This window comes from Mycolicibacterium sphagni (genome assembly GCF_002250655.1).
GTDB lineage: Bacteria > Actinomycetota > Actinomycetes > Mycobacteriales > Mycobacteriaceae > Mycobacterium > Mycobacterium sphagni.
Genome location: NZ_NOZR01000016.1, coordinates 58,211 through 76,079, shown reverse-complemented (window position 1 = coordinate 76,079; position 17,869 = coordinate 58,211). Strand labels below are relative to the sequence as shown.

The 17,869-nt window shown below is 66.4% G+C and carries 8 protein-coding genes; 4 read left to right on the top strand and 4 right to left on the bottom strand.

Features of this window, described 5'->3' with window-relative positions; all coding sequences use genetic code 11:
• Window positions 1-8: 8 nt before the first annotated feature.
• The 3 genes from dosR to CG716_RS18490 all read right to left on the bottom strand — a co-directional run bounded on the left by dosR (window position 9) and on the right by CG716_RS18490 (window position 2,758).
• Entirely contained in the window at window positions 9-656 is a 648-nt protein-coding gene (gene dosR / locus CG716_RS18500; protein WP_094482220.1) for a hypoxia response regulator transcription factor DosR/DevR, read from the bottom strand.
• Between the two features lie 33 nt (window positions 657-689).
• Window positions 690-1,553, bottom strand: coding sequence for a universal stress protein (locus CG716_RS18495; RefSeq protein WP_094482218.1), 864 nt, complete (start codon window positions 1,551-1,553; stop codon window positions 690-692).
• Window positions 1,554-1,720: 167 nt separating this feature from the next.
• Window positions 1,721-2,758, bottom strand: coding sequence for an AraC family transcriptional regulator (locus CG716_RS18490; protein ID WP_133066975.1), 1,038 nt, complete (start codon window positions 2,756-2,758; stop codon window positions 1,721-1,723).
• Window positions 2,759-2,988: 230 nt separating this feature from the next.
• Between CG716_RS18490 and CG716_RS18485 the strand changes: the two genes are divergently transcribed.
• Together CG716_RS18485 and CG716_RS18480 are read left to right on the top strand one after the other, a co-directional pair.
• Entirely contained in the window at window positions 2,989-4,494 is a 1,506-nt protein-coding gene (locus tag CG716_RS18485; protein ID WP_094482214.1) for a flavin-containing monooxygenase, read from the top strand.
• A 142-nt stretch (window positions 4,495-4,636) separates the two neighbouring features.
• A complete protein-coding gene (locus tag CG716_RS18480; protein WP_133066974.1) occupies window positions 4,637-5,752 on the top strand; it encodes a hypothetical protein in 1,116 nt (371 codons plus the stop codon).
• A gap of 118 nt (window positions 5,753-5,870) precedes the next feature.
• Here CG716_RS18480 and CG716_RS18475 read toward each other — a convergent pair whose 3' ends face one another.
• Window positions 5,871-7,163, bottom strand: coding sequence for an MFS transporter (locus tag CG716_RS18475; RefSeq protein WP_094482210.1), 1,293 nt, complete (start codon window positions 7,161-7,163; stop codon window positions 5,871-5,873).
• 194 nt (window positions 7,164-7,357) lie between these two features.
• Between CG716_RS18475 and CG716_RS18470 the strand changes: the two genes are divergently transcribed.
• A complete protein-coding gene (locus CG716_RS18470) occupies window positions 7,358-8,080 on the top strand; it encodes a DUF1906 domain-containing protein (RefSeq protein WP_094482208.1) in 723 nt (240 codons plus the stop codon).
• Window positions 8,081-8,591: 511 nt separating this feature from the next.
• The gene (locus tag CG716_RS18465; RefSeq protein WP_094482206.1) at window positions 8,592-17,831 is read left to right on the top strand and encodes a type I polyketide synthase; all 9,240 of its coding nucleotides are present in this window, start codon (window positions 8,592-8,594) and stop codon (window positions 17,829-17,831) included.
• Window positions 17,832-17,869: the final 38 nt, after the last annotated feature.

Sequence of the window (17,869 nt, the reverse complement as noted above, 5' to 3'; positions counted from 1 at the left end):
GCGGCGCTTCAATGTTCGTTGTGATTATTGTGATCGAGCTTCGAAATGAACACGGCAGCTTGGGTTCGCCGCTCCATCCCAAGTTTTGCCAGTAATCGAGATACGTAATTTTTTACCGTCTTTTCAGCCAAAAACATTCGCGCGGCTATTTGCTTGTTTGTCAGTCCCTCGCCAAGGAGGCCGAGCAGGACCCGCTCTTGTTCGGTAAGGCCTGACAACGGATCCGCACGTTCCGCGGCGCCGCGCAGCTTGGCCATCAACGCCGCCGCCGCACGGTTGTCCAGGAGTGAACGGCCCGCGCCGACGTCTTTGATGGCCTGGGCAAGTTCCATTCCCTTGATGTCCTTGACGACGTAACCGCTTGCCCCGGCAAGGATTGCGTCGAGCATCGCCTCATCGGAGGTGAACGACGTGAGCATCAGGCACCGCAGGTCGGGCATCTTCGAGAGCAGGTCACGGCACAACTCGATGCCGTTTCCGTCGGGTAGCCGGACGTCGAGCACCGCGACATCGGGCTGCAGCGCGGGAATCTGTGCCAGTGCTTGTGTCACGGAGCCGGCCTCGCCGATGACCTCGAGCTCGGGATCGGCCGACAACAAGTCGATCAGTCCGCGGCGAACGACTTCGTGGTCGTCGACGAGAAAGACCTTGACCATGGCCCAACGATATCGGGCTTCACGTGCCAAGGGTCACAACAAGCGCTGACGATCGACCACCAAAACCGAGCAATCGGTGTTGTGCAGGACCGCAGAGCCCGTTGGGCCCAGCAATTCCTCGATGCCCTCGGCGTTGCGTGCACCCACCACGACCAGCTGAATGTCCGCGCTGTTCTTGGCCAGATAGTTCAGCACACTGCCGTGAATGGCGACCGGGCGTGCATCGAGATCGGGGTAGGTGTTCTTCCAATGTGACAGGCGGCGGTCGAGCTGGGCGCGCACCATCCGGTTTCCGTCGGCGACCGCATGCGAGTCGTGAACGTCGGTATAGCGCGACTGCCATGAGCTCAGCACTCGCAGTGGAGCTCCCCGTAATCGGGCTTCCTGCACACCGAACTGCAGCACGGGCGCACTGTCGGGGGACCCGTCGAGTTCGACGACGACCCAGCTGTGCTCGGTGGGGCGCTCCGAACCGCGGACGATCGCGACCGGACAGTGCGCGCAGGTAACCAACGCGGTGGCCGTCGAACCGATGCGGTCGTGGTCGAAGTGCTTGATCCCGACCGCCCCGACGCAAACCATCGCCGCGGCGCGGGACGCTTCCATCAGCGCGGCGACCGGCTTGCCCTGCAGGATCTCGATCTCGATTTCGACCGGACGCTCGGTGGCCTGGAGCGCAGTGGCCGCATAGCTCACCGCCAGTTCGGCGCCGGCCAGCAGGCGTGCCTCCTCGTGCGCGCCGGCCGCTTCGGCACCGGGATGCTCGATCGCGTACAGCAGCCGCAGCGGCATATCGCGACTGATGGCTTCATCGATGGCCCACAGCGCGGCCCGCACGGCGCCCCGTGACCCGTCCACGCCGACGACGATCGACGGCGGTGCGGAGGGTTCGGGCATGTGCGGCTCCCCGGGGGATGGCGGCCCTTATTGTGGCACCCGCCCGATGACCCCAGCGTCGATCTCCGACATTGCCGTCGCAAAACGGCTGGCCGGCCAGATTGGACAGCGCCCGCGCGACTGCGAGCTCGTTCGAGGCCCTGGGTGATACCTCGGTTACCGCATGATCAAACGTCGCGGTGTTCGCGGTATTGACTGGGCGTGCGGCCGAACCAGCGCAGGCAGGCCCGGGTGAAGACACTTTGATTCGAGTAGCCGAGCTGACGGGCAAGGGCGGCAAAGCTGACGTCGACGTCGCTGAGGTGCCGCTCGGCGGTTTCTCGTCGCAGCCGGTCGAGGACATCTGCGAACGTCGTCCCTTCGGCGCCGAGCTGACGTTGTAACGCCTTGGGATGAACGTTGAACTGGCGTGCGACCGTCGCAATCCGCGGTGTGCCGAGGGGGAGCAGCGCCTTGAGGACGTCGGTGACGGTCTGTTCGGCGCTGAACGCCGGCTTGTCGGTCAGCATGGTCAGGTACCGGACGGCCGTGTCGTGGACGGGTGCGTCGGGACGGGTCGGGCGCTTCAGGTCCGCCGATGTGAACATGAGCCCCGGCACGGGCTGGTCGAACAACACCCGGCAGCCGAAGAATCGCTCGTAGTCGTGTGGCGAGGTCAGCGGCGGGTGGGGAATGTGCACCGTGCGCGGCGAAAAATCGCTGCCCAGGACTGCCTGGAGAACTCGGAGTGCAACCGTGATCGAGCCCTCGATCGAATGGTGCTGAGGGCGCGACGGGTCCTTGACCACACGCACCGCCAGGAATCGAAGGTCGGCATGCGGCCCGCCGAGGAGGTCGAGGGAGACTCCGTTGCTGTGCGCGGCCGCGAACTTGCCGAGTACCGCAAGTCCCTCGGTAGCCGTGGTCGCCGAGCGCGCGGCGACCATCAGAGGGGCCACGATCTCGGCGCCGTGTTTGTCGGCGAGGCGGCGGCCGAAATCCGCCGTATTGGTGGCGACGGCGGCGGACTCGATCGCGCTGACGACCCCTGCCGCAGGTAACAGGACACCGGGGTCTCCCGCGTGGTGGGGGGAGATCCCCACGTCGCGTAGCAGAGCCTGCGGATCTCCACCGAGCTGCCGGACAAGGCTCACATACCCGGTCAGCGATGCTCCCCGGATGACGTACATGTGGGAGACACTCAGCTGGCGCCGTGGAGATGTCAAGGTATAAACCCCGGATCAACCTATGAACAGGACGACGGCCACCGCTCGGCGCTCCCACCGGCGACGTTCATCGGCTCGGTGCGCCCCCCTTGACCTGCGGCGACGTTTTCTTGTCTTTCCGAGACAAAAGGGGTCTTGAAGCTCAGATTGTGCTGTCGCCCTGCCGCTTTCGGCTGCTAGCGTCGCCGCTGAGTTCGCACGTTTGGAGGCCATGTGCATGTGGAGGACAATTGAAGAATCCGGACCACGAAGTCCTGATCGTTGGGGCCGGTTTCTCCGGTATCGGTTCGGCGATCATGCTCGACAAAGCGGGATTCAGTGACTACCAGGTCATCGAGGCCGGCAGCGGCCCCGGCGGCACGTGGTACTGGAACACGTATCCCGGTATCGCCGTGGATATTCCGTCGTTCTCCTATCAGTTTTCCTTTGAGCAGAGCACTAACTGGTCACGAACCTATGCGCCGGGGCGCGAGCTTCGGGCCTACGCCGAGCACTGTGTCGACAAGTACGGCCTGCGGCCCAAGATCCGATTCAACACCGCGGTACGGAGCGCGGTGTTCGACGAAGACAACGAGTTCTGGCGCCTGGAGCTCGACTCAGATGAGGTACTGACCGGACGGTTCCTGATCAACGGCAGCGGCATACTGACCACGCCAAATCTGCCCGATATCGACGGGGTGGACTCGTTCGCCGGAGCGACCATCCACACCGCGCGTTGGGATCACAGCCAAGACCTCAGAGGTAAGCGAGTGGCCGTCATCGGGACGGGCGCATCAGCGGTTCAGTTGATTCCCGAGATCGCTCCGATTGTAGCGCAGCTCAACGTATTTCAGCGCACCCCAATCTGGTGTTTCCCTAAAGCCGATCGGCCGCTATCGGCTCGGCAGCAGTTGGCGATGCGGATACCGGGGGTCAAGTCGATACAGCGATTGGTGAGCCAGGCCTACGTCGAGCTCACCTTCCCTCTTGTGACGCATTACTTCACGGTCAACCCCACGGTCAAGCACATGGCCGAGGCGGGCAAGGCCTACCTGCGCCGCCAGGTCCGCGATCCGGAGGTGCGGGACAAACTCACCCCGCGCTACGCGGTCGGCTGCAAGCGACCGGCTTTCCACAACACGTATCTGTCCACGTTCAACCGTGACAACGTCGAACTGGTCACTGCGCCGATCGACAAGATCACCGGCTCGAGTGTGGTGGTTGCCGGCGGGCTGTCGCACGATGTTGACGTCTTGATCCTGGCGACGGGCTTCAAAGTGCTTGATCCCGACGAGCTGCCTACCTATCCGATTTCCGGTGTCGGGGGGCAGCGGCTCGCTGAGTTCTGGAACACCAGTCGGCTGCAGGCCTATCAGGGCGTCAGTGTCCCGGGCTTTCCGAATTTCTTCACCATATTCGGGCCCTACGGATTCGTCGGGTCGTCGTACTTCGCATTGATCGAGGCTCAGGCCCACCACATCGTGCGCTGTCTCAAGCATGCCCGTCGCAGGCATGCGACGCGGGTAGAGGTCACGCGTGAGGCCAACGATCGCTATTTCGCCTCGATGCTCCGCAAGCGGCGTCGGCAGATTTTCTGGCAGGACAGCTGTAAGCAGTCCAACAGTTACTACTTCGACAAGCACGGGGATGTTCCGTTGCGGGCCGCCAGCACCCCGGAGGTCTACTGGCACAGTCGGCGTTATCCCTTGACTGCTTACCGATTCGGCACAGCTTCCGGTCGAAAAGTACTGCACTAAAGATTGATTGACATTCAAAGCGTGAAAAATGCTGATATGCAAGGACATTAAGCATTCAGTGTGAGTAAAAATCGAAGCCTATGCGGGTGTGACCGCTAGCGTCCACACCGAGCAAAGTTCAACAACTCGAAGGGATTTCATCATGACCAAATTGGTCGTTGGCGTAAGGGCGCAGGGCGGAAGAGCTTCTCGTCGCGCCGGTACGCGACGGGTGGAGGCCTATCGCTGGCTCGGCGCAGGCGCATTCACACTGGGCTTCGGCGCCGTGCTGGCTTGCGGCTCGGGTATCGCACATGCCGACGACGGCGGCAAGAGTGCCGCGTCCTCGCATTCGACATCTGGCGCGCCGACTGGCCATGCCCCGAAGGCTGTCACGAACTCGGCGCCCAGCCGACCGAAAACGGCTGCGGCCGCGGTGAAGTCGACATCCTCGGGAAGCTCTGTCCGCGCCGTCACCGCGGTGAGTGCAAGCAGCGTCTCGGCGCAGCGGTTTGTGCCGGACGTCGCCATCTCTATTTTGGGCCATACGTTGCTCCAGTCGGGCAGCGCGACCGCCACCTCGGGCGCCTGGAGCATCGCCGTCGCCGTCGGCGCCAACAGTACGGCCTACGCCGTCGGCGGCATCTTCAACTTCGCTGTGGCCGCCGGTACTAACAGCACTGCCGGTGCGGGCGGTCGAGATGGCCTGGGCGACGACGGCGCCGGCAGCTTCGACCTGGCCGTCGACATCGGCAACAACGCCGGCAGTGCGAACGGCGTCGCCGCGACTCTGGGTAACTTCAACACGGCGATCGACATCGGCAACAACAACGGATTCCTGCTGGGCGCCTTGGCCTTCAACGGCAACCACAACACGGCGATCAATGTCGGCAACAACAACGGCTCAGCCAGCGGTGCGGGGGCCTTCCAAGGCAACGGCAATACCGCCATCACAATCGGCAACAACACCAACAGCGGGACCTCGGAGACCTTCGGTGGCGGTGCCCAGGCAGGCCAGGGCAACCACAACTTCGCACTCCAACTCGGCAGCAACAACGGCGACGGTGCCGTTACGCCCTACGGGTACGGGCCCATCGCGGGCGGCGCGAACGGTACTACCGGCAACAACAACTTCGCCGCCGTATTCGGCGACAACGGCACCGCCCTTGCCGGCATCAGTTTCGATCATGACGCGGCGATCATCTTCGGCAACGGACTGATCGCACTGGCCGACACGGCTGACAATTTTGGGATACAGCGTTGGTTCAACTTCCTGTGAATCAACGCAGACAGAAGTCAAACCGGGGCTGAGAAAAGTTGGAGCCCGGGCTGCCGTGGAGTCGGGTTTGCACGGCAGCTCGGGGCTAACACGGATATCGGGGCCCGGCCGGCGAGTGTTACCGACCGCGGCGAGATACCGGCGCCACCTCGGCGTCGCTGAAAAACTCCAGCAGGTAGCGGCTCTCCTCGATGTCCCCGATTGTGCGTCGCGCCTTCTTGCGGGTGATCAGGATGGCGGCGATGGCCAGTACCCACACCACGTACTGCACGCACCACGCCAGCCGGAACGAGTTGAACGAATAGCCGCCGGCCGCGCCGATGATCATGCCCATCGCCTGCATCACCAGCAGCGAGGCCAGGAAACCGCCCATGTTCACCGCGCCCTGCGCCGTGCCCAGCGTAGAGCGAGGGTTGAAGGTGCGGGCGAAGTCGAAGCCGACCATGGATCCCGGCCCGCCGAATGAGATCACCACGATCAGCACGACCAGCAGCCAGTGCGGCGCGGCGTGCGGCAGGGCGAGCACGACCGTCCACACCAGGGCATTGCTGATCACGATGCCCAGCACAATCCACGAGCGCCGATGCGGGTGCCGACCGGTGATCATGCCGATCACCACCCCGAAGACGATGGCGGCGACCACCGAAATCGTCAGCAGCGTGCCGGCCTGGCTGCGCGAAAGATTTTGCGCCACCGTCAGATACGGGACGCCCCACATCAACGCGAACACCGTGACCGAGAACTGGGTGCCCATATGAGTAAAGAACCCCAGCCGGGTGCCAGGCCGCATCCAGATTGTCTTCACGCTGGACAGCGTCTCGCGCAGACTGACCGCCGGGTCGTGGACCGTGACGCCGGGCGGCGTGTTCTTCACCAGCAGCAGCGTCAGCACCAGCGACAGGACGCCGAACGCCGCGACAGTCGTGTAGGCCCTCGTCCAGCCCGAGCCGATCAGCAGCGACAGGAATGGAACGGCGGACAGCACCTGCCCGAGTTGCCCTGAGATACCGGTCAATTGGGTCACCAATGGGATTTGGCGGGGCGTGAACCAATGTGGAACCAGCCTCAGCACCGAGATGAAGGTGAACGCGTCACCGAGGCCCACCACAGCGCGGGCGCCGATCGCCGCAGGCAATGAAACGGTGAACGCCAGCGCGAGCTGTCCGGCCACCATCAGCGTCGCGCCGGACAAGATCATCACCTTGGACCCGAAGCGATCCAGCAGCAGCCCGGCGGGGATCTGTGCGGCGGCGTAGACGATGACCTGCAGCACGACGAAGGTCGACAGCACACCCGGGCTGGCCGAGAACCGCTTGGCGGCGTCCAGCCCGGAGACGCCCAGCGTCGTCCGATCCAGGACGGCCACGATGTAGGCCAACACCCCCGTCGACCACACAATCCAGGCCCGCACTGCCCATAACCCCCTTACCGGTACGTCCCAACAATCATCTCCCGGGCACGCAAATGGCTTTCCTTGTTACACCTGCCAGGTCGTTGCGCCCAGATCGGCAGAGTCGCGTGCCCGACGATGACCGTCGCCAGCGATGCGGACGTGGCCAGTGGCGTTGCTGAGATCGCTGAGGTGGTTGTCGTAAGCTGAGGCGCGTGTCAGTGTCGCGCCGCGACGTGCTGAAATTGGCCGCCGCAACGCCGGTCGCTCTGGGTCTGGGGACGTGGGCGTCGACCCTCGCTCCGCCGTCGGCGACCGCCGAACCGCTCGGCGTGCTGCTGGACTATGCCGCCGGCGTCATCAGCGCCAGCGACCTCAAGGCTTCCGGTGCGCTCGGCGCTATTCGGTACGTTTCCGACCGGCGCCCGGGTGGTGAGTGGATGCTGGGCAAGCCGATCCAGTTGCCCGAAGCCCGCGATCTGTACCAAGCCGGACTGAAGATCGTGTCCAACTACCAGTTCGGTAAGGCGGACAGCGCGGACTGGCTCGGCGGCGAGCAAGCCGGCCTCACTCATGCCAATCGGGGGTGGGAGTTGCACACCGCCGCCGGCGGTCCGGTAGCCGCTCCGATCTATGTCTCGATCGACGACGATCCCAGCCTCGACCAGTACAAAGCGCAGGTAGCGCCCTATTTGCGCGCCTGGGAATCCGTCATCGGGCACCAGCGGGTCGGTGTGTACGGCAATTCCAAGGTCATCGACTGGGCGCTGCAGGACGGCATCGGATCCTGGTTCTGGCAGCACAACTGGGGCTCACCGCAGGGCTACACACACCCCGCCGCGCACCTGCACCAGGTCGAGATCGACAAGCGCAAGGTCGCTGGAGTCGGGGTCGACGTGAACGACATCTTGAAGCCCCAATTCGGCCAGTGGGATTGAGTCAAAGCGCAAAACTTACTGACTGGTAATGTTTTGCCAGCAAACTCTCCGACGCCATTTTGGTGAACAATTGTCGACTGAAAAACCGAGCAAGTGCTTGGGTGGCCGTCTCGCCGGACCGCCGTCGACGACAAATTGACAGGTAACGATTGGATAACAATCGTGCTTTGATCTGCGCTATTGCGCCTACTCAACCGTAACCACCTGCATGCAGGACGTTTGTCCCGGATGGTCTGGGTGACTGTTCGGCGATGCGTTACCCGTCGTGCTGTTACCCGTGCGTAGAACTCGCCAGTAACCAATATCGGCCGGAAAATAGTGCTGGTTCTTATGCCACTCTTAGTACAGCCGGGATGTTCGCAGACCCCTCAACACAGGGACCGGGCGGACGCCGTGATTCGACGGGGAATCGCCGACGACACCTTCGCAAGGCAGCGCAGGTCTGACACTCCGACACACACGATACGAAGACGCAAAGACGCGACGATGAGGACCGAGGGAGATACATAAGGTGACGATCCACGAGCACGACAGGCTATCCACGGGCGACGGATCATGGCGCGGCGGTGCCAAGCAGACCAGCACTCACGCCCTCGTCGACCGGCTCAACGCCGGTGAGCCCTATGCGGTGGCCTTCGGCGGGCAGGGCAGCGTCTGGCTGGAGACCCTTGAGGAGCTGGTCACCTCGGCCGGCATCGAATCCGAGCTCGCGACTCTGGCCGGCGAGGCTGAGCTGCTGCTCGAGCCCGTCGCCAACGAACTGGTGGTGGTCCGTCCGATCGGCTTCGAGCCGCTGCGCTGGGTGCGCGCGCTGGCCGCCGACGAACCCGTGCCCTCAGCCAAGCAGCTGACTTCAGCGGCGGTGTCGGTTCCCGGCGTCCTGCTGACCCAGATCGGCGCCATCCGCGCCCTGTCGCGTCAGGGCTTGGATCTGGTGGCCACCCCGCCGGTGGCCCTTGCCGGCCACTCACAGGGCGTGCTGGCCGTGGCGGCGCTCCGCGCCGGCGGTGCCAAGGACGTCGAACTGCTGGCCCTGGCACAGCTGATCGGCGCCGCGGGCACCCTGGTGGCCCGCCGCCGCGGCATTTCGGTGCTCGGCGACCGTCCACCGATGGTCTCGGTGACCAACGCTGAACCCGAGCGCATCTACGAGTTGCTCGAAGAGTTTGCTCAGGACGTCCGTACCGTGCTTCCTCCGGTGCTGTCGATCCGCAACGGCCGGCGCTCGGTCGTCATCACCGGCACCCCCGAGCAACTGTCCCGATTCGAGCTGTACTGCGAGCAGATTGCCGAGGCCGAAGCCGCCGACCGCAAGAACAAGGTGCGCGGCGGCGCGGTGTTCAGCCCGGTGTTTGATCCGGTCCAGGTCGAGGTGGGCTTCCACACGCCGCGGCTGGCCGACGGCATCGACATCGTGGGCCGCTGGGCGGAGGCGGTCGGACTGGACGTCGAGCTTGCTCGCGCCCTGGCCGACTCCATCCTGGTTCAGCAGGTGGACTGGGTCGAAGAGGTCACGGCGCTGAGCGAGGCCGGCGCCCGCTGGATTCTCGACCTGGGTCCCGGCGACATCCTGACCCGGCTCACCGCGCCCGTCATCCGTGGGCTCGGCATCGGCATCGTGCCCGCCGCCACTCGCGGCGGCCAGCGCAACCTGTTCACCGTCGGCGCGGTGCCCGAGGTGGCCAAGCCGTGGACGAGCTACGCGCCCTCGCTGGTCCGTCTGCCCGACGGCTCGGTGAAGCTGTCGACCAAGTTCACCCGGCTCACCGGCCGCTCGCCGATATTGCTCGCGGGTATGACGCCGACGACCGTGGACGCCAAGATCGTCGCCGCCGCCGCCAACGCCGGGCACTGGGCCGAGCTGGCCGGTGGCGGTCAGGTGACCGAGGCCATCTTCGACAAGCGCGTCGCCGAGCTGGCCACGCTGCTCGAGCCGGGCCGCGCGATCCAGTTCAACTCTCTGTTCCTCGATCCCTACCTGTGGAAGCTGCAGCTGGGTGGCAAGCGGCTGGTGCAGAAGGCGCGGCAGTCCGGGGCCCCGATCGACGGCGTCGTGGTCAGCGCCGGCATTCCCGATCTGGAGGAAGCCGTCGAGCTGATCGACGAGCTGAACACCGTCGGCATCGCCCATGTCGTGTTCAAGCCGGGCACCGTCGAGCAGATCCGCTCGGTCATCCGGATCGCTGCCGAGGTGCCCACCAAGCCGGTCATCGTCCACATCGAGGGTGGCCGCGCCGGTGGCCACCACTCGTGGGAAGACCTCGACGACCTGCTGCTGACCACCTACTCGGAGCTGCGCGGTCGCGCCAACATCACCGTCTGCGTCGGCGGCGGCATCGGTACGCCCGAGCGTTCCGCGGAATACCTGTCCGGCCGTTGGTCGGTGGCCTATGGCTACCCGCTGATGCCGGTGGACGGCATCCTGGTCGGCACCGCCGCGATGGCGACGCTGGAGGCCACCACCTCCCCGGCGGTCAAGCAGCTGCTGGTCGATACCGCGGGCACCGACATCTGGGTCGGCGCCGGAAAAGCCTTGAACGGCATGGCTTCCGGGCGTAGCCAGCTCGGCGCCGACATCCATGAGATCGACAACGCCGCCTCCCGATGCGGCCGGCTGCTCGACGATGTCGCGGGTGACGCCGACGCGGTCGCAGCGCGCCGCGAGGAGATCATCGCCGCGATGGCGGTCACCGCCAAGCCGTACTTCGGCGACGTCGCCGACATGAGCTACCTGCAGTGGCTGCAGCGCTACGTCGAGCTGGCCATCGGCGACGGTGACTCCACCGCCGACACCAAGGCCGCCGACTCGCCGTGGCTCGATATCACCTGGCGCGAGCGCTTCGCCGAGATGCTGCAGCGCGCCGAGGCCCGGCTCAACACGAAAGACACCGGCCAGATCGAGACGCTGTTCGCCGCGTCCACGGCCGAGGGCGAGTGGCTGCTGGAGAACCCCGACCAGGCGCTGCAGGTCCTGCAGTCCCGGTACCCCGACGCCGCGTCGGTGCTGCTGCATCCGGCCGACGTGCCGTTCTTCGTCCAGCTGTGCAAGACGGTGGGCAAGCCGGTGAACTTCGTGCCGGTCATCGACAAGGACGTGCGGCGCTGGTGGCGTAGTGACTCGCTGTGGCAAGCCCACGACGCCCGCTACACCGCCGATCAGGTCTGCATCATTCCGGGCACCGAAGCCGTCGCCGGAATCACCCGCGTCGACGAGCCGGTGGGTGAACTGCTCGACCGCTTCGAGCAGGCCGCCGTCGACCAGGTGCTGGCCGCGGGCGCTACGCCCGAGCCCGTCGCCGCGCGACTGCGCGTCCGCACTGACGTGACCGGGCCGCTGGCCATCGTGCTGGATTCGCCCGACGTGCTGTGGGCCGGTCGCACCGCCACCAACCCGGTGCACCGCATCGCTGCACCGTCCGACTGGCTGGTGCACGACAACCGTTCCGCGACAAACCATTCCACCGGCGCACGACTCGAGGTGACCGCGCCTGACCGGGTGGTGTTGAGTGTTCCGCTGTCGGGCACGTGGATCGACATCGCCTACACGTTGCCGGCCACCGTCGTCGACGGCGGCATGCCGGTGGTGCGCACCGAGGACGCCGCTACCGCGATGCGTGCCGTGCTGGCCATCGCTGCCGGGGTCGACGGCCCCGATGCGCTCCCGCCGGTCGTCAACGGCTCCACCATCGTGTCCATCGCATGGGATCCCGAGCGGGTCGCCGACCACACCGGCGTGACGGCGACGTTCGGCGCACCGCTTGCCCCCACCCTCTCGACCGTGCCCGATGCGCTGGTCGGCCGGTGCTGGCCCGCGGTGTTCGCCGCGATCGGCGGCGCTGCTACCGACAGTGGATTCCCGGTGGTCGAGGGCCTGCTGAGCCTGGTACACCTGGACCACGCGGCCCGGCTGCTCAAGCCGCTGCCCAAGGTACCGGCCCAATTGACCGTCACCGCAACGGCTTCGGTGGCCACGGACACCGAAGTTGGCCGTGTCGTGCCGGTCACGGTGAACGTCACCGACGCCAATGGCATCATCCTGGCGGTTCTCGAGGAGCGCTTCGCTATCCGCGGGCGCACCGGAGCCAAGGAACTGACCGACCCGGTGCGGGCCGGGGGAGCGGTGTCGTTGAACGCCACCGACACTCCGCGCCGCCGTCGTCGCGACGTCACCATCGGCGCACCGGTCGACATGCGGCCGTTCGCCGTGGTCTCCGGTGACCACAACCCGATTCACACCGACCAGGCCGCCGCATTGCTGGCCGGCCTGGATTCGCCCATCGTGCACGGCATGTGGCTGTCGGCCGCCGCCCAGCACGTGGTGACCGCCACCGACGGCAAGCCCGCCCCGCCGGCCAAGCTGATCGGCTGGACCGCCCGCTTCCTGGGTATGGTCAAGCCCGGAGACGAGATCGACTTCCGTGTCGACCGCGTCGGAATCGACTTGGGCGCTGAGGTTTTGGAAGTCACTGCCAAGGTCGGCACCGACTTGGTGATGAGTGCGACAGCCCGGCTGGCGGCCCCGAAGACGGTGTACGCCTTCCCGGGTCAGGGCATCCAGCACAAGGGCATGGGCATGGAGGTGCGCGCGCGCTCCAAGGCCGCCCGCAAGGTGTGGGACACCGCGGACAAGTTCACCCGCGACACCCTGGGCTTCTCGGTGTTACACGTGGTGCGCGACAACCCGACCAGCCTGATCGCCTCCGGTGTGCACTACCAGCACCCCGAGGGGGTGCTCTACCTGACGCAGTTCACTCAGGTGGCCATGGCCACCGTTGCAGCGGCTCAGGTCGCCGAGATGCGCGAGCAAGGCGCGTTCGTCGAGGGCGCGATCGCCTGCGGTCACTCGGTGGGTGAGTACACCGCGCTGGCGTGTGTGTCGAATGTCTACAAGTTGGAAGCCCTGCTGGAGGTGGTGTTCCACCGCGGCAGCAAGATGCACGACATCGTGCCGCGCGACGAGATGGGCCGGTCCAACTACCGGCTGGCGGCGATCCGTCCCTCGCAGATCGACCTCCCGGACGCCGACGTCAAGGACTTCGTGGCCGAGATCGCAGAGCGGACAAGCGAATTCCTGCAGATCGTGAACTTCAACCTGCGCGGCTCGCAGTATGCGATCGCCGGCACGGTTCGCGGCCTGGAGGCCCTGGAGGAAGAAGTCGAGCGGCGTCGCGAGATCAGCGGCGGCAAGCGGTCGTTCATTCTGGTCCCCGGTATCGACGTGCCGTTCCACTCCGACGTGCTGCGCGTTGGCGTCGACGACTTCCGTCGGGCACTGGAACGCGTCATGCCGGAGGACGCCGATCCGGCGCTGATCGTCGGGCGCTACATCCCGAACCTCGTGCCGCGGCCGTTCACCTTGGATCGCGACTTCGTGCAGGAGATCCGCGACCTGGTGCCCGCCGAGCCACTCGACGAGATCCTGGCCGATTACGACACGTGGCGTAACGAGAAGCCGCATGCGTTGTGCCGCAAGATCGTTATCGAGTTGCTGGCCTGGCAGTTCGCCAGCCCGGTGCGCTGGATCGAGACGCAAGACCTGCTCTTCATCGAGGAGGCCGCGGGCGGTCTGGGTGTCGAGCGCTTCGTTGAGATCGGCGTGAAGTCCGCTCCGACGGTCGCCGGCCTGGCCAGCAACACGCTGAAGCTGCCCGAATACGCCCACAGCACAGTGGAAGTGCTCAACTCCGAGCGGGACGCCGCCGTGCTGTTCGCCACCGACACCGATCCCGAGCCGGACATCGACGAAGCGCCCGCCGCTGAGGCACCGGCCGACGCCGCCGCGGTCGAGGCCGCGCCGGCACCCGCAGCCCCGGCTGCTGCGCCCTCCGGTGGCCCTCGTCCCGACGACATCGGATTCGACGCGGGTGACGCCACACTGGCGCTGATCGCGTTGAGCGCCAAGATGCGTATCGACCAGATCGAGTCGCTGGACTCGATCGAGTCGATCACCGACGGTGCGTCCTCTCGGCGTAACCAGTTGCTCGTCGACCTCGGCTCGGAGCTGAACCTGGGCGCCATCGACGGCGCCGCCGAGGCGGACCTGGCCTCGCTCAAGGGGCAGGTGTCCAAGCTGGCACGCACCTACAAGCCGTTCGGCCCGGTGCTGTCCGACGCGATCAACGACCAGCTGCGTACGGTGCTCGGCCCGTCGGGCAAGCGTCCGGCCGCGATCGCCGAACGGGTCAAGAAGACCTGGGAACTCGGCGACGGGTGGACCAAGCACGTCACCGCCGAACTGGCGCTGGGCACCCGTGAGGGCAGCAGCGTGCGCGGCGGTGCGCTGGGTGGCCTGCACGAGGGTGCGCTGGCCGACGCCGCGTCCGTGGACAAGGCCATCGACGCCGCGGTCATCTCGGTGGCGGCCCGCAAGGGCATCGCGGTCTCGCTGCCGTCCGCCGGCGGTGCAGTCGGTGGTGTGGTCGACTCGGCCGCGCTGACCGAATTCGCCGAGCAGGTCACCGGCCGCGAGGGCGTGCTGGCCTCGGCTGCCCGCCTGGTGCTGGGGCAGCTGGGCCTGGACAACCCGGTGACGGCCGCGCCGGCCGCCACCGACGCCGACCTCATCGACTTGGTCACCGCCGAGCTCGGCTCGGATTGGCCGCGCTTGGTGGCTCCAGCGTTCGACGCCAAGAAGGCCGTGTTGCTCGACGACCGCTGGGCCAGCGCACGCGAGGATCTGGTCAAGCTGTGGCTGGCCGACGAGGGCGATATCGACGCCGACTGGCCGACACTGGGGGAGCGCTTCGAGGGTGCCGGCAATGTCGTTGCTACCCAGGCCAACTGGTGGCAGGGCAGGGCGCTGGCCAACGGCCGCACCATCCACGCCTCGCTCTTCGGTCGGATCGCCGCGGGTGCGGAGAATCCGAACAAGGGTCACTACAGCGACGAGGTCGCGGTGGTAACCGGTGCGTCCAAGGGTTCGATCGCCGCATCGGTGGTCGCCGGCCTGCTCGACGGCGGCGCCACGGTGATTGCGACAACCTCCAAGCTCGACGACGAGCGGCTGGCGTTCTACAAGGCCCTCTACCGCGACCACGCCCGTTACGGCGCGTCGCTGTGGGTGGTGCCGGCCAACATGGCCTCCTACGCCGACATCGACGCGCTGGCCTCCTGGGTCGGCAGTGAGCAGACTGAAAGCCTTGGGCCGCAAGCGATCCACCTCAAGGATGCGCTGACCCCGACGCTGCTGTTCCCGTTCGCGGCACCGCGGGTGGCCGGCGATCTGTCGGAGGCCGGCTCACGCTCCGAGATGGAGATGAAGGTGCTGCTGTGGGCCGTCGAGCGGCTGATCGGCGGACTGTCGTCGATCGGTGCCGAGCGGGACATCGCCTCGCGCCTGCACGTGGTGCTGCCCGGTTCACCGAACCGCGGCATGTTCGGCGGTGACGGTGCGTACGGCGAGTCCAAGTCCGCGTTGGACGCGGTGGTCAACCGGTGGAACGCGGAAACGTCGTGGGCCCAGCGGGTCAGCTTCGCGCACGCGCTGATCGGCTGGACGAAGGGCACCGGCCTGATGGGCCACAACGACGCCATCGTCGGCGCCGTCGAAGAGGCCGGCGTGATCACCTACAGCACAGAGGAGATGGCGGCGATGCTGCTGGATCTGTGCACCATCGAGGCCAAGGTCGCTTCGGCCAACGCCCCGCTGAAGGTGGACCTGACCGGTGGGCTCGGCGACGTCCAACTCGACATGGCCGAGCTGGCTGCCAAGGCGCGTGAGGAGATGGCTGCTGAATCGCCGGATGCGGCTGCGGCCGCTGAGGCGGTGGGCACCATCGCCGCACTGCCGTCGCCGCCGCGCGGTTACGCCGCCTCGACGCCGCCGGCCTGGGACGACCTCGATGTCGACCCGGCTGACCTGGTGGTCATTGTCGGCGGTGCCGAGCTGGGCCCGTACGGTTCCTCGCGCACCCGTTTCGAGATGGAGGTCGACAACGAGCTGTCGGCCGCCGGCGTGCTCGAATTGGCTTGGACCACTGGGCTTATCGTGTGGGAGGACGACCCCAAGCCGGGCTGGTACGACAGTGCCAGTGGTGACCTGGTCGACGAGGCCGAGCTGGTCGAGCGCTATCACGACGCCGTCGTGGAGCGTTGCGGCATCCGCGAATTCGTCGGCGATGGGGCGCTGGAGGCCGATCATTCATCGCCGCTGATGGTCAGCGTGTTTCTGGAAAAGGACTTCCGGTTCGTCGTGTCGTCGGAGGCCGACGCGCGCTCGTTCGTGGAATTCGATCCCGAGCGCACCGTCGCCCGCCCCCTCCCCGACTCGTCGGACTGGGAGGTGATCCGCAAGGCGGGCACCGAGATTCGCGTCCCGCGGAAGACCAAGCTGTCGCGGACAGTGGGGGCGCAGATCCCGACCGGCTTCGACCCGACGGTCTGGGGCATCAGCGCCGACATGGCCAGCTCGATCGACCGGGTGGCACTGTGGAACATCGTCGCGACGGTCGACGCGTTCCTGTCCTCCGGCTTCACCCCGACCGAGCTGATGCGCTGGGTGCACCCCAGCCTGGTGGCCTCCACGCAGGGCACCGGCATGGGCGGTATGACGTCGATGCAGACGATGTACCACGGCAACCTGATGGGTAAGGCCAAGCCGAACGACATCCTGCAGGAGGTTCTGCCGAACGTCGTTGCCGCGCACGTCATCCAGTCCTACGTCGGCAGCTACGGCTCGATGATCCATCCGGTCGGCGCGTGCGCCACCGCGGCGGTGTCGGTTGAGGAGGGCATGGACAAGATCCGTCTGGGCAAGGCCGAACTCGTGGTCACCGGTGGCTTCGATGACATGACGCTGGAGGCCGTGATTGGCTTCGGTGACATGGCGGCCACCGCCGAGACCGCGACCATGCGGGCCAAGGGCATCAGCGACTCGAAGTTCTCTCGCGCCAACGATCGTCGCCGGCTTGGCTTCCTGGAGGCGCAGGGCGGTGGCACCATCCTGCTGGCGCGCGGCGACCTGGCGCTGCGGATGGGTCTGCCGGTGCTTGCCGTGGTCGGCTACGCCCAGAGCTTCGGCGACGGCGTGCACACCTCGATCCCGGCTCCCGGGCTCGGTGCGCTCGGCGCCGGGCGTGGTGGCAAGGGCTCGCAGCTGGCCCGTTCGCTGGCCAAGCTGGGAGTCGGCGCCGATGACATCGCGGTGATCTCCAAGCACGACACCTCGACGCTGGCCAACGATCCCAACGAGACCGAGCTGCACGAGCGGCTGGCCGACTCGATGGGTCGCGCGGCCGGGGCCCCGTTGTTCGTCGTGAGCCAGAAGAGCCTGACCGGCCACGCCAAGGGCGGTGCGGCGGTGTTCCAGATGATGGGCCTGTGCCAGATCCTGCGCGACGGGGTCATCCCGCCGAACCGCAGCCTGGACTGCGTCGACGATGAGCTGGCTTCGTCCGGGCACTTTGTATGGGTGCGGGAGACCCTGCGGCTGGGCGACAAGTTCCCGCTGAAGGCGGGTCTGGTCACCAGCCTGGGCTTCGGTCACGTGTCGGGTCTGATCGCGCTGGTGCACCCGCAGGCGTTCCTGGCCTCGCTGAGCGAGCAGGAGCGGGCGGACTACACCAAGCGCTCGGGCGAGCGGGTGCTGGCCGGTCAGCGGCGACTGGCTTCGGCCATCGCCGGCGGACGGCCGATGTACGAGAAGCCCGCCGATCGCCGGTTCGATCACGATGTGCCCGAGAAGCGTCAGGAGGCCGCGATGCTGCTCGACCCGGCGTCGCGGCTGGGTGAGGACGACATCTACGTGCGATGAGCGGGCCTCAGAGCGCCGGCACGGCCGGTGATAAGGTC

Excerpts from the sequence above, each read along its gene's own strand:
- dosR (WP_094482220.1), bottom strand. The coding sequence starts at position 656 with ATGGTCAAGGTCTTTCTCGTCGACGACCACGAAGTCGTTCGCCGCGGA.
- CG716_RS18480 (WP_133066974.1), top strand. The coding sequence starts at position 4,637 with ATGACCAAATTGGTCGTTGGCGTAAGGGCGCAGGGCGGAAGAGCTTCT.
- CG716_RS18495 (WP_094482218.1), bottom strand. The coding sequence starts at position 1,553 with ATGCCCGAACCCTCCGCACCGCCGTCGATCGTCGTCGGCGTGGACGGG.